Raw genomic sequence first — 13,333 nt, forward strand, 5'->3', positions numbered from 1 at the left:
AATATCTTCAGCATCCCCCAATCGGTTCCCTCTCCTTCGGGAGAGGGCTAGGGTGAGGGGGCTCTTAGATCAAGATCAAAAGATCGCGAGGCAAGCTCGCTCCTACAGATTGCATCTTTCTCCCCGCATAAAATTCCTGTCAGTTAAAAAACTTTCTCAAAACCTCTGGACGCGGCGCGGGCATTCCCCTATAAAGCCAACATTCAGGAATATTTTATTCCCCCTAAGAAAGTACGTTCCGCCTCGAGAACGGCTGTGCTGATGTCTTTTTTCGCCCTGCGATGAGCTGCCACTACCTTCCCGAGGATGTGTCATGCAACACGAAAAAAACCATTTCATCATCAAGGTCACGTGTCCGGCGGTGTCTGGCATCGTTGCTGCCGTGACCACGTTTCTGGCAGACAACGGTTGCTACATCGGGGAGATGGCGCAATTCGACGATGAGTTCAGCGGGCGCTTTTTCATGCGGGCCGTGTTTCGCTTCAACGATGAGCAGGCCGCTGACCTTCAGCAGATCAAAGACGGGTTCAGTGACGTTGCCGCCGCCTTCGACATGACTTGGGAACTCCACGACACCCGCCAGCCGATGCGTGTGTTGCTGATGGTGAGCAAGTACGACCATTGCCTGGGTGACTTGCTGTACCGCTACCACAAGGGCGAGGTCGACATGACCATCACCGCCATTGTTTCCAACCACCTCGACCTGCGGCCCATGGCTGAGCGCGAGGGTATCCGCTTCATTTACCTGCCCGTCAACAAAGACACCAAGGCCCGGCAAGAAGCCGAACTGATGAAAATCGTCGACGACACCGGCACCGAGCTGGTGGTGTTGGCGCGTTACATGCAGATCCTCTCCGACGACCTGTGCCAACAGCTGTCAGGCCGGGCGATCAATATCCACCATTCGTTCCTGCCCGGCTTCAAGGGCGCCAAGCCGTATCACCAGGCCTGGCAACGCGGGGTAAAGCTGATCGGTGCCACCGCGCATTACGTGACCAGCGACCTGGACGAGGGGCCGATCATTGAGCAGCAAGTGCAACGGGTCGATCACGCCCATTTGCCCGAAGATCTGGTGGCAATCGGGCGCGACACCGAAACCGTGGCGCTGTCCAGGGCGGTCAAATACCACCTTGAACATCGGGTGTTTCTCAACCAGGACAGAACGGTGATTTTCCGGTGAATACGCCCCTTTTGATTGACGGTAAAGCCGCCGCCACACGCGTGTTGCAGCAAGTGCGCGAAGACGTGGCCAGCCTCTACGAGCAGGCCATTGAGCCCACGCTGGCGGTGATTCTGGTGGGCAACGACCCGGCCAGTCAGGTGTATGTGCGCAACAAGGTGCTGCGCGCCGAAGAGGTCGGTATTCGTTCGCTGGAACATCGCCTGCCGAGCGACACCACAACTGAGCACTTGCTGCAATTGATCGATCATTTGAATGCCGACCGTTCGGTTCACGGTGTGTTGCTGCAACTGCCCCTGCCCGCGCATATCGACGAACTGCGCGCCCTGCAGGCCATCAGCCCGGACAAGGACGTCGACGGTTTCCACAGTGACAACGTCGGCGGGCTGAGTCAGGGCCGCGCGGTGCTGGCGCCCTGCACCCCCAGCGGCTGCCTGTATTTGCTCAAGCAGGCTTGCGGTGATTTGCGCGGCAAGCACGCGGTGGTGATTGGCCGCTCGAACATCGTCGGTAAACCCATGGCCGCCCTGCTGCTGCAAGCCGACTGTTCGGTGACCGTGCTCCACTCTCGCAGCCAGGACCCACAAGCGCTGTGCCGCCAGGCCGACATTGTGATCGCCGCCGTGGGCCGCCCGCGCCTGATCGACGCCGATTGGCTCAAGCCCGGCGCCGTGGTGATTGATGTCGGCATCAACCGCATCGATGACAACGGTCGCAGCCGCCTGGTCGGCGATGTGGATTTCGACAGCGCACTGACCCGCGTCGCGGCCATCACCCCGGTGCCCGGCGGTGTCGGCCCGATGACTATCGCTTTTCTGATGAAAAACACCGTGACCGCTGCCCTTAACCAATCTCAGGCGCAACGCAGCCTGTCGGAGGCCGTATGCCCTTCAATCTATTGAAATACGGGCTGAGTTCGGAGTACCCGGTAGAGGTCGATTTACCGCCGCCCAAGGCGCTCAAACCCAGCTATGACGTGGTCATCATCGGCGCGGGCGGGCATGGCCTGGCCACCGCTTATTACCTGTCCAAATACCACGGCATCAGCAATATCGCGGTACTCGAAAAGGCCTATCTGGGGGGCGGCAATACGGCGCGCAACACGGCAGTCATTCGCTCCAACTACCTGACCAGCGAAGGCGTGAAGTTTTACGCCGAGTCAGTGCGAATGTTCCAGTCGCTGTCCAACGAATTCGACTTCAACATCATGTATTCGGAGCGCGGCCAACTGACGCTGGCCCACACCGATGCCACCGTGCGTTCGTTCCGCCAGCGGGCCGAGGTCAACAAGCACTTTGGCGGGCGCAGCGAGATGATTGACCGCCAGCAGATCCGCGAACTGGTGCCCACCCTCAACCTTGATCCTGGCCATCTGCCGGTGCTCGCCGGGCTGTGGCACATCGACGGCGCCACCGCCCGTCACGATGCCGTGGCCTGGGGTTATGCCAAGCAGGCGGCCAAGCGCGGGGTGGAGATTCATCAACTGACCGAGGTTCAGGACCTGGTCATCGAGAACGGCGCAATCACCGCCGTCAAAACCAATCGCGGAACGATCCGCTGCGGTTGCGCCGTGCAGGCCATTGCCGGGCATAGCTCGCTGCTGATGGCCAAAGCCGGGATCCGCTCGCCGATTCAGACCTTCCCGCTGCAAGCCATGGTCACGCAACCTTTCAAGCCGTTTCTCGACCCGCTGGTGAGTTCGTCGGCACTGCACTGTTACGTGCAGCAAACCAGCCGAGGCGAAGTGGTGTTCGGTGGCGGCTCCGACCCCTACCCGCTGTACAACACCCGCTCTACCCTGGACTTGAAAGAAAGCTTGCTGGCCCACGCCATCGAGATGTTCCCATTTTTGGCCAACGCCAAACTGATGCGCCAATGGGCCGGGAGCACCGACATGACCCCCGACTACAGCCCGATCATGGGCTTGTCGCCGGTGAAAAATTACTACCTCGACGCCGGTTGGGGCACGTGGGGTTTCAAGGCCACGCCCATCTGCGGCAAGACCATGGCCGAGCTGGTTGCCAGCGGCGGCAAGGTGCCCGAACTGATCAAACCGTTCGCCCTCGAACGTTTTTCAACCTTCCAGCAAGTCAACGAAATGGGCGCCACGGCGGCCAGCCACTGACCCGGAGCACGCAATGAAAATCATGATGTGCCCGCTCAACGGGCCGCGCAATATCAGTGAGTTCACCTACGGCGGCGAGTTCAAGGTCATGCCAGACCCGACCACCTGCAGCGATGGCGTATGGGCCGACTACGTGTTCAACAGCGAAAACCTCGCCGGGGTGGTGCGCGAATGGTGGATGCACACGCCGTCCAGCTACTGGTTTATCGCCGAGCGCCACACCGTCAGCGATGAAGTACTGCGCACCTTCGACCCCAAAGAGCTGTTTACCCGCCGTGTCGAGTTCAGCACCGCCGCCAAGGAGATTGCAGGATGAACCGCCTCCCCGCCCCGATGGGCCTGCTGATCGACCGTCATCAGCCGCTGGACTTCACCTTCGATGGTGAACGCTACCAGGGCCTGCAAGGTGACAGCATTGCCAGTGCGCTGCTGGCCAACGGCCGGTTTCTGCTCTCCCGTTCGTTCAAATACCACCGCCCCCGTGGCCCGCTGACCATGGCCGGGCAAGACGCCAACAGCCTGGTGCAACTGCCCAAAGAACCCAACGTGCTGGCCGATGCCTGCCCGCTGACGTCGGGTTTGCAGGTCAGCGCGCAAAACGTCAACGGCAGCCTGGACCATGACCGCGACGCCTGGCTGGGCAAGTTTTCCAAATTCATGCCGGTGGGGTTCTACTACCGCTCGTTCTACAAGCCCAAGGGTATGTGGAAGCTCTGGGAGCCGATGATTCGCAAAAAAGCCGGGCTGGGTGTGCTCGACCTGAATTTCACCCCCGAGTACTACGACAAGGCGTATTTATTCACGGATCTGGCGGTGATCGGCGCCGGGCCTGCCGGTTTGCAAGCCGCGTTGACGGCCGCCAATGCCGGGGCCAAGGTGCTGCTGATCGAGCAGCAAGCGGTGCTCGGTGGCTCACTGACCTATGCCCGCTTCGACATTGAAGGCATTCAGGCCAACGCTGTGCGCCATTCGCTGCTGGCGCAAGTGGTGCAGCACGCCAATATTAAAGTGCTCACCGAGGCGACCTGTAACGCCTGGTTCACCGACAACTACCTGCCGGTGATTCAGGGCAAACGCCTGTACAAGGTGCGGGCCAGCCAATGCCTGGTGTGCAGCGGGTCGTTCGATCAGCCGGTGATCTTTCGCAACAACGACCTGCCGGGGGTGATGCTGAGCAGTGCCGCCCAACGCCTGATGAAACTCTATGCGGTCAAGCCCGGCCAGCGGGCCGTGGTACTGACCGGCAATGACGACGGGTATCTGGCCGCGCTGGATTTGCATGAGCAAGGGGTGGAGGTTGCATCGCTGATCGACCTGCGGGCCGCGCCGGGCAATCAGGCGCTGCGTGAAGCCTTGCTGCAACGCAAGATCCCGTGCCTGAACAACAGCACCGTGTACGAAGCCCTGCACGAAAAAGGCATGCGCCACGTGACCGGGGTCGAGGTGCGCACCATCCTCGCCCAGGGCCGCGTGGCCGACAGCGGCAAACGTCTGGACTGCGACCTGTTGTGCATGTCGGCAGGCTATATGCCGGTCTATCAACTGCTGTGCCAGGCGGGCGGCAAACTGGCCTATGACGACCAGCGCGCCGAGTTCACCCTCAGCGGGCTGCCGCAAAACTTGCTGGTAGCCGGGTCCGTCAATGGCCGCCACTCACTGGACAACGTACTCGCCGACGGCGCCCGTGCCGGTGCTGCTGCGGCACGGGCACTCGGCCTGAGCGCAGACGCAGCCCCTGAACGGTGGCGGGCAGAAGCGCCCGTCAACTTCAGTTGGCCGATATTCCCGCATCCCAAGGGCAAAGACTTCGTCGACTATGACGAAGACCTGCAAGTGGCCGACATCGTCAACGCCACGCGCATCGGCTATCGCGACGTGCAACTGGTCAAACGCTACTCCACCGTGGGCATGGGCCCGTCCCAAGGCCGCCACTCGGCACTGCCCACCGCACGCCTGGTGGCGTGGGCGACACAACGCAACATCAGCGAGACCGGGGTCACCACCGCGCGGCCGCCGTTTGTGGCAGAAAAACTGGCCCATGTGGCCGGTCGCGCGTTTGACCCGTATCGACAAACACCCATGCATATCCGCCATGTGCAGGCAGGCGCAAAAATGATGCCGGCCGGGATCTGGCAACGCCCGGCCTACTACGGCGCGGCCAAAGACCGCGAAGCCTGCATGCAGGCCGAAGCCCTGCACGTGCGCAACAAGGTCGGCATCATTGACGTGTCGACCCTGGGCGGCCTCGATGTGCGCGGCCCGGATGCGGCTGAGCTGTTGAACCGCCTGTACACCTTTGCCTTCATCAAGCAGCCCGTGGGCCGCTCGCGCTATGCGCTGATGACCAACGAGCACGGGGTGGTGATTGATGATGGCGTGTGCGCACGCTTTGCCGAGCAGCACTTTTACGTCACCGCCACCACCAGCGGCGTAGACCGCATTTACCAGCAGATGCTGAAGTGGAACGCGCAATGGCGTCTGGACGTCGACATCACCAACGTGACCGCCGCCATTTGCGCGGTCAACGTGGCCGGGCCGGACTCACGCAAAGTCCTCGAACTGCTCTGTTCTGACCTCGATTTAAGTGCCAGTGCCTTCCCGTATCTGGGCGTGCGCCAAGGCACGGTGGCCGGGATTGCAGCGCGCTTGCTGCGGGTCGGTTTTGTCGGCGAGCTGGGGTATGAGATCCACGTTCCGGCCCGTCACGGGCTGGCGCTCTGGGATGCCCTGATCAGCGCCGGCAAAGCGTTTGATATTCGCCCGTTTGGCGTTGAAACCCAGCGCTTGCTGCGCCTTGAAAAAGGCCACGTGATCATCAGCCAGGACACCGACGGCATGACCCACCCGGCAGAAATCGACATGGGCTGGGCGGTGAGCCGCAACAAACCCTTCTTCGTCGGGCGGCGCTCGGTGGACATCCTCGAAGCCCAACCGCTCAAGCGCAAACTGGTGGGCTTCAGCTTGCCCAAAGACAGCGCGCAACCGCTTGAAGGGCATCTGGTGCTTAACGGCCCGGACATCAGCGGCAGCGTCACTTCATGTGAATACTCTGCCAGCTTGGGCAAGATCATTGGCCTGGCCTATGCGGGCATCAACCAGAGCACGCCGGGGCAACGCATCCCGATCCGTGTTGAAGGTGGTGTGACCGTTCAGGCCGAGGTTGTCGCCCTGCCCTTCTTTGACCCTGAAAACCAGCGCCAGGAGCTTTGACCCATGACCAGCCTGAGACAACAGCAAGTGCCCTTGATTGGCTGTGCCCTGAGCGACTTGACCGACCTGCCCCGGGTCGGCTTTCGCGGGGCTGACAGCGCCGACTACCTGCGCGGCCGCGGCTTCGAACTGCCGACCGCCCCCAACCGCGCCATCACCCAACCTGACGGCAGCCTGGTGGCACGGCTGTCACAGACCGAATACCTGCTGATCGCCAGCCACCTGCAAGACGAACGCATCGCCGACGAAGAAGCACGCTGGGAGATGGACCATCAAGCCAACTACCTGCTGCCGCGCCAGGACAGCCACGGCTGTTTCCAGCTCAGTGGCGAGCACCTGAGCGAGATCATGGCCAAGCTCTGCGGCGTCGACCTGAGTGCCGAAACTTTCGGGTTTGGCGCCGTGGCGCAAACCTCGGCGGCGCGTATCAACGTCATCGTGATCAATTCGGGCAGTGCGCAGCAGCCGGCTTTGCACATTCTGTTTGACCGGCCCTCGAAAGCCTATTTTCACGAAGCGCTGGTAGATGCAATGCAGGAGTTTATTGGGGGGTAAAAAGGCCTGTAGGAGCCGCCGCAGGTTGCGATCTTTTGATCAAGAACGTCAAAAGATCGCGAGGCAAGCTCGCTCCTACCGTTGGGTGACGCTTTTTCAATGCAGCGAAGCCGCTTCCAGAATCAGGTCCGCGCCGCGCTCTGCCACGGCCATGACCGCGCCCTGGATGTTGCCGGAGACCATTGACGGAATCACCGAAGCGTCAACCACGCGCAACCCCGTCATGCCCCGTACCCGCAGGGACGAGTCGACCACGGCGTCAGCATCTTCGCCCATGCGGCAGGTGGCGATGGGGTGATAGATGGTCTGGCCGTTACGTTGGGCAAATTCAAGCCATTGTTCATCGGTTTGCACGTCAATGCCCGGGCCGGTTTCCAGCTCGACAAAGGCTTGCATGGCAGGCCGCTGCATGATCCGACGGGCGATTTTCATGCCCTCGATCAGGCTCTGGCGGTCTTCTTCGACACTCAAGAAGTTCGGCCGAATGGCCGGCATGACTTGCGGGTCGGCTGACTGGATATGGATGCTGCCCTTGGACTTTGGCCGCAATTGGCTAACCCCGATGGTCATGCCCGGGTGCTTGTCGAGAATCCGCTCGGCCGCGTTGGCGTAGCTGGCGTGCACCACAAAGTACTGCACGTCCGGGGTTGGCATCTGCGCCTGACTTTTGACAAACCCGTGCACCAGCCCGGTACCCAGGGTCAGAATCCCGGTGCGCTGGGTGAAGTACTCGAACACCGCCATGCCCAAGCGCCAGCCACGGGCCATTTGGTTGAGGGTGATCGCGTTTTTGAGCTTCCAGTTCAGGCGGGTGGCAAAGTGGTCGATGTAGTTTTCACCGACCCCGTCCAACCGGTGTTTGACTGCGATGCCGACTTTTTCGAGGACATCCGGTCGACCGATCCCGGACAACTCAAGGATCTGTGGCGACTGGATCGCCCCGGCACAGAGGATCACGTCCTGCTGAGCGTTGACGGTGATTTCCCGGCCATTCTGGCGGTAAGTGATGCCCGTGCAGCGATTGCCCTTGAGCTCCAGGCGCAACACATGGGCATGGGTTTCAATGGTCAGGTTGGGCCTGCGCCGGGCCGGATTCAGGTAACCGTCAACCACGCTCCAGCGCCGCCCTTGGTGCTGGACCACCTGGTAGTAGCCGAAACCGGTCTGCTGTTCATTGTTGTAGTCGCTGTTGAATGGCTGATTGTCTTGCTTGGCCGCAAGCATGAACGCGTCGGCAATGGGATAGCGCTCGGACACCTGGCTGAGGTGCATAGGGCCGTCATGACCGCGGCGATGATCGCCCAGCGGATAGTTTTCGATCTTCTTGAAGTACGGCTTGAGGGTGGTGAAGTTCCAGCCCTTGGCGCCAGCGGCTTCCCAGGCGTCGTAATCACCCGGCTGACCGCGCACGTAGATCATCCCGTTGATCAAGGTCGAGCCGCCGAGGCCTTTGCCGCGTGGTACGGCAATTTCGCGACCCTGGGTGTTCTCTTCGGCCTGGGTCTTGAAACGCCAGTTATAGCGTTTGTCGACCAGCAGTTTGCTGAAGCCTGCCGGAATCGGAATCCAGAAACCCTTGGGTTCACCACCGGCTTCCAGCACCAGGACACGGTACTTGCCGGAGGCAGTCAAACGGTTGGCGAGAATGCAGCCTGCGGTGCCGCCGCCGACGATGATGTAATCAAACGCACTCATGACAGGACTCTTTCTTGCTCGACGACATTGCCGCTGCCATCAACTCAATCTGGCAGAGCAGCATAGGCAGGCCTTCGTGGATCCGGCAGCCGACTTTTTGCGCCGCCGCCAATAATGGGGTGATAACAGGTTTCATGATGATCTCGGCAACCACTTGATCGGCCGTGAGCAGCGTGACGTCACACGGCAGCGGGTCGCCCTCCTTAAGCCCCAGTGACGTACCGTTGACCACCAGGTCGTAGCCTGAAGGGTCGGACGTTCCGACCGTGACTTGCAGATCAGGAAACGCCTTGGCGAGACGGTCAACCAGCGACGTGGCTTTCTCGCGACTGCGGTTGGCGATGGTCAGCCAGCCAATCCCGGAGGCTGCCAGGGCAAAAGCGATGGCATTGGCCGCACCGCCTGCGCCCGCCAGGTACACCGCGCGGCCTTCAAGTTCGATGCCCGCTTGCCGCAAGCCGCTGACGAAGCCTTCGCCATCGAGAATTTCACCGTGTAATTTGCCGTCGCAGGTACGGGTCACGACGTTCACCGCACCCACCAGGCGCGCGGCCTCGGAAACGCTGTCGCACAGATCTACAATGGCGGTTTTGTGCGGCACCGTGACAATAAAACCGTCAAGGCTCTTGATACCGCGCAAGCCGTTGACCACCCGCTCAAGGTCGGACGGCGACACATGAAACGGCACCAGCACCTGGTCCAGCCCCATCGAGGAAAACAGCCGGTTCATGGCTTGCGGGGTCTGCACGTGGTGGATCGGGTCGGCAAGGATGGCGAAGACCCGTGTGGTGCCGCTTATTTGAGTGATGTCAGTCATTGCTTCAGGCCAGGGTGTAGGCGGTTTTTACGCCTGTATAGAATTCACGGGCATAGCTGCCCTGCTCTCGTGTGCCGTAACTGGAGGCCTTTCGGCCGCCAAACGGGGCGTGATAGTCGACGCCTGCGGTGGCCACATTGACCATCACCATGCCCGCGCCGGAACGCTGCTTGAAGTCAGCGGCGTATTTCAGCGAGGTGGTGCAGATACCCGAGGACAAACCGAAATCGGTGTCGTTGGCCAACGCAACGGCCTGCTCGTAATCCTTGACCCGGATCACGCTGGCCACCGGACCAAAGACTTCTTCGCGGTTGATGCGCATATCGTTGGTGGTCTCGGTAATCAGCGCCGGGGACAAGTAAAAGCCGGGGGTTGCACGTTCCAGACGTTCGCCGCCAAAGACCAGATTGCCGCCTTCACTGCGCGCAATGTCGATGTACTCGCAGTCCTGCTTGAGTTGCGCCTGGGACACTACCGGGCCCATGTCACAGCCGTCGGCCAGTGCATGGTCGACCCGCAGCCCGGCGAGCCGTTGTTTCACGGCTTCGACAAAGCGGTCGTGGATGCCGTCTTGCACGATCAAGCGGCTGGAAGCGGTACAGCGCTGGCCGGTCGAGAAATACGAACCGGACACCGCGACTTCCACGGCTTGCTGCAAATCGGCGTCGTCCAGAATCACCAGCGGGTTTTTACCGCCCATTTCCAGTTGCACCTTGGCGCCCCGTTCCATGCAGGCCAGGCCCACCTGGCGGCCGGTGAAGGTTGAGCCGGTGAAGGTCACAGCGCGCACTTTGCGCGAATGGGCCAAGACGTCACCCACTTTTGAACCCGGTCCCATGACCAGGTTAAACACCCCGGCCGGCAGCGCCCCGGCCCGCACAATGATTTCGGCCAGCGCCCAGGCACTGCCCGGCACCAGATCTGCGGGTTTGAAGACCACGGTATTGCCGAACGCCAGCGCGGGGGCGATCTTCCAGGCAGGGATCGCGATGGGGAAGTTCCACGGCGTGATGATCCCGATCACCCCTTCAGGCTCGCGGCGTACATCGACCTCGACGCCAGGGCGAATGGAAGGCAAACGCTCGCCTGACATTCGCAAGGCTTCACCGGCGAAAAACTTGAACACGCGCCCGGCCCGCACCACTTCCCCGACGCCTTCTGCGAGGGTTTTGCCCTCTTCACGGGCGAGCAAACGCCCGAGTTCTTCACGACGTGCGAGGACCTCGCTGCCGATACGGTCCAGCGCGTCACTGCGTTGTTCTGCGGTAAATTTTGCCCATGCGGCCTGCGCATCAAACGCCGCTTCAACCGCCGCTTGTGCCTGCGTGGCATCAGCCCGCGCATACTCGCCGATTACATCCTTGGTGTCTGACGGATTGATGTTCAGGTTCACATCAACGCCGGTAACCCACTCTCCGCCTATATAGTTTTTATTCACGCGTAGTGCTCCAGCGAGGGAATAAACACGTTCCAGGTTCACTATGGGTGTGCTGCCTTGAAGGGAGCCGAACGCCTTGACCATGACGCAGGGCGCCAGCTTTTAGGGGGCGAAATACCCTGGAAAATGCAGTCAATCGCTATTAAGAAGGTGATGGCAAAAACATACGCTTAAGCCCGGACAGCGTCTATGAATTGGCTGTGACGGGGGTTCATACCCGCTGTGCCAGGACGGCACAGGGCTATTGGTTTGCTGCCACCGTCTTCGACGCCGCGCTGTCGCGCAACAAACAGGCCACCGAATATCTTCAGCATCCCCCAATCGGTTCCCTCTCCTTCGGGAGAGGCGTGGTGAGGGGGCTCTTGACTTGAGTACATATCCGTTGCTGCGGCAACGGCCACTTAGGGTTCCGGCCTTACGCCGCGTCACTTTGCAAAAGCGGCAAAGTAACCAAAACGCTTTTGCCCCTACCCCTCGGTGCCTCGCTTTGGCTCGGCATGCCCTCACCACAGGCCTTGCTCCGTAGGCCCGCCGCGATCGGCCATCCATGGCCGTGTCGCGGCTAACCCGGCGTCCTGCCGGGTTACCCACTGCGCAAAACCTGCGTTCGGCCAGCGTGGTTTAATGGGGCCTTTTAGATCAAGATCAAAAGCAAGATCTAGATCAAAAGATCGCGAGCAAGCTCGCTCCTACAAAGCCTTTAAAATCAATCACTTATTTTATGTTTGATAAGAGGGGCCACCCCGTCTTCGACGCCGCGCTGTCGCGCAGCAAACAGGACAGCGAGTATCTTCAGCATCCCCCAATCGGTTCCCTCTCCTTCGGGAGAGGGCTAGGGTGAGGGGGGGCTCTTAGATCAAGATCAAAAGATCGCGAGCAAGCTCGCTCCTACAGGGCCTTTAGAATCAATTACTTATTTTGTGTTTGATAGGAGCTGCCGAGGAACGAAGGCTGCGATCTTTTACGGTTAACCCGGGTAGCGGGTTTCCATGACCACGGACAAGGCGTCCGGGCGCCAAAACTCCTGGTCAAACTCAACCGGCTGGCCGGCTTCACCAAAGTTCAGGCGTTCCAGGTACAAGCTACTGGAACCGACACTGAGTTGCAGCAGTTCGGCCTGATGCTCGTCTACGGTGCCGGTGTGCATGGCCAGTTCGCAGCGCGACTGGACACGGCCAAAACGTTCTCTCAGCACAGTAGTCAGAGACGTGTTGAGGTCAGCATCGAGTAACCCCGGGCACCAGTTGGCGACCAGTGCGTTGAATTCCAGAAGCACCGGGCGCCGATCTACCCAGCGCCGCCGTTGCAGATAAAACACCGGCTCGTCAGCCGATGCCAAGCCCATCCGCTGTGCCAGCCAACTGCCCGCCGGGCGCAGTTCGGCGTGCAGGCATTCGGTTAATGGAGTACGCCCTTGGGCGGCAACGTAGTCCATAAAGCCGGTGATGCGCGTCGGGTCGTAACGAATTCGCTGGGGGCTGACGAACCAGCCCCGGCGGTTTTCCCGGTATACCACCCCTTCGGCTTCGAGTTGCTGCAACGCTTGGCGCAATGTCACGCGGGTGCAGCCAAAACGCTCGGCCATCTCACGTTCGGACGGAAATTTGTGGTCGGCGCAGGGCGTCCCGCTGGCGACGTCAGCGGCAATTTCATCACGAATACGCAGGTAATGAGGGGACACGGGATCAAATGGCATTGGCACATCCACGGGCTTGGGTCTGCGCTTCCTGGCTCAGCAGGTCACGCTTCCAGCTACGGTAGCCATAGAACGCCAGCAGCACAAACCCGGCGTAAAGGCCTGCCGTCAGTTGCAGGTCTTTGCTCAAGTACATGCCCACGTAGACAACGTCCAGGGCTATCCATAACGCCCAGCTGGCCACGTATTTACGCGCTGCCCAGACGCTGGCGACCAAACTGAACGCCGTCAAGCAAGCGTCCAGCCAAGGCACAGCGGCATCGGTAAAACTGGACATCAGGCCGCCCAGCAACAGGGTGCCGATAACACCGGCAATCGCGCCCAGCACGGCATCGCGTAATGGCAGTCGCGCCACGTGCACTTTGCCGTGATCCAGCCCGCCTTGGCTCCAGCGCCACCAGCCGTAACCTTGCAGAAAGGCAAAGATGATTTGCAGCAAGGTGTCGGAATACAGCTTGGCGTCGAAAAAAATCCACGCATACAACAACACGGCCACGACACTGACCGGCCAGCACCAGCGGATGCGCTGGGTGGTCAGCCAGACTCCGAGGACATTGATCAGCACGGCGACGATTTCCAGATTTGACATTCTTGCGCCCTCAATAAAGTGGTGCAGC

11 protein-coding genes are annotated in these 13,333 nt (G+C 60.6%); 6 read left to right on the forward strand and 5 right to left on the reverse strand.

Annotated elements, in window-relative coordinates; all coding sequences use genetic code 11:
* Positions 1-313: 313 nt before the first annotated feature.
* From purU to ACJJU9_RS14265, 6 genes are read left to right on the forward strand one after another with little or no spacing between them, the layout of a single operon-like run.
* Positions 314-1,180, forward strand: coding sequence for a formyltetrahydrofolate deformylase (gene purU / locus ACJJU9_RS14240; RefSeq protein WP_048369156.1), 867 nt, complete (start codon positions 314-316; stop codon positions 1,178-1,180).
* Entirely contained in the window at positions 1,177-2,082 is a 906-nt protein-coding gene (gene folD / locus ACJJU9_RS14245; RefSeq protein WP_407728802.1) for a bifunctional methylenetetrahydrofolate dehydrogenase/methenyltetrahydrofolate cyclohydrolase FolD, read from the forward strand. The genes purU and folD overlap by 4 nt, the downstream gene beginning before the upstream one ends.
* Complete coding sequence (locus tag ACJJU9_RS14250; RefSeq protein ID WP_048387478.1) at positions 2,064-3,305, forward strand: FAD-dependent oxidoreductase; 1,242 nt, start codon at positions 2,064-2,066, stop codon at positions 3,303-3,305. The genes folD and ACJJU9_RS14250 overlap by 19 nt, the downstream gene beginning before the upstream one ends.
* 13 nt (positions 3,306-3,318) lie before the next feature.
* Positions 3,319-3,621, forward strand: coding sequence for a sarcosine oxidase subunit delta (locus ACJJU9_RS14255; RefSeq protein ID WP_153433899.1), 303 nt, complete (start codon positions 3,319-3,321; stop codon positions 3,619-3,621).
* Positions 3,618-6,515, forward strand: coding sequence for a 2Fe-2S iron-sulfur cluster-binding protein (locus ACJJU9_RS14260; RefSeq protein WP_407728803.1), 2,898 nt, complete (start codon positions 3,618-3,620; stop codon positions 6,513-6,515). Before ACJJU9_RS14255 ends, ACJJU9_RS14260 begins: the two co-directional genes overlap by 4 nt.
* Before the next feature lie 3 nt (positions 6,516-6,518).
* Positions 6,519-7,070, forward strand: a complete 552-nt coding sequence (locus ACJJU9_RS14265; protein ID WP_407728804.1) for a sarcosine oxidase subunit gamma — start codon at positions 6,519-6,521, stop codon at positions 7,068-7,070.
* 96 nt (positions 7,071-7,166) lie between these two features.
* Here the strand turns inward: ACJJU9_RS14265 and ACJJU9_RS14270 are convergent, their stop codons facing one another.
* The 5 genes from ACJJU9_RS14270 to pnuC all read right to left on the reverse strand — a co-directional run bounded on the left by ACJJU9_RS14270 (position 7,167) and on the right by pnuC (position 13,305).
* On the reverse strand, positions 7,167-8,765 hold the full coding sequence (locus ACJJU9_RS14270) for a GMC family oxidoreductase (protein ID WP_282363700.1): 1,599 nt from the start codon (positions 8,763-8,765) through the stop codon (positions 7,167-7,169).
* Positions 8,752-9,582 (reverse strand): shikimate dehydrogenase, encoded by an 831-nt coding sequence (locus ACJJU9_RS14275; protein WP_153326407.1) that lies wholly within the window; start codon positions 9,580-9,582, stop codon positions 8,752-8,754. The genes ACJJU9_RS14270 and ACJJU9_RS14275 overlap by 14 nt, the downstream gene beginning before the upstream one ends.
* 4 nt (positions 9,583-9,586) lie before the next feature.
* Complete coding sequence (locus ACJJU9_RS14280) at positions 9,587-11,020, reverse strand: aldehyde dehydrogenase family protein (RefSeq protein WP_407728805.1); 1,434 nt, start codon at positions 11,018-11,020, stop codon at positions 9,587-9,589.
* A gap of 967 nt (positions 11,021-11,987) precedes the next feature.
* Positions 11,988-12,716, reverse strand: coding sequence for a UTRA domain-containing protein (locus tag ACJJU9_RS14285; protein ID WP_407728806.1), 729 nt, complete (start codon positions 12,714-12,716; stop codon positions 11,988-11,990).
* On the reverse strand, positions 12,706-13,305 hold the full coding sequence (pnuC, locus tag ACJJU9_RS14290; protein WP_407728807.1) for a nicotinamide riboside transporter PnuC: 600 nt from the start codon (positions 13,303-13,305) through the stop codon (positions 12,706-12,708). Before pnuC ends, ACJJU9_RS14285 begins: the two co-directional genes overlap by 11 nt.
* Positions 13,306-13,333: the final 28 nt, after the last annotated feature.

The sequence above is a fragment of the Pseudomonas helleri genome, assembly GCF_045830615.1.
In the GTDB taxonomy this organism is placed as follows: Bacteria; Pseudomonadota; Gammaproteobacteria; order Pseudomonadales; family Pseudomonadaceae; genus Aquipseudomonas; species Aquipseudomonas helleri.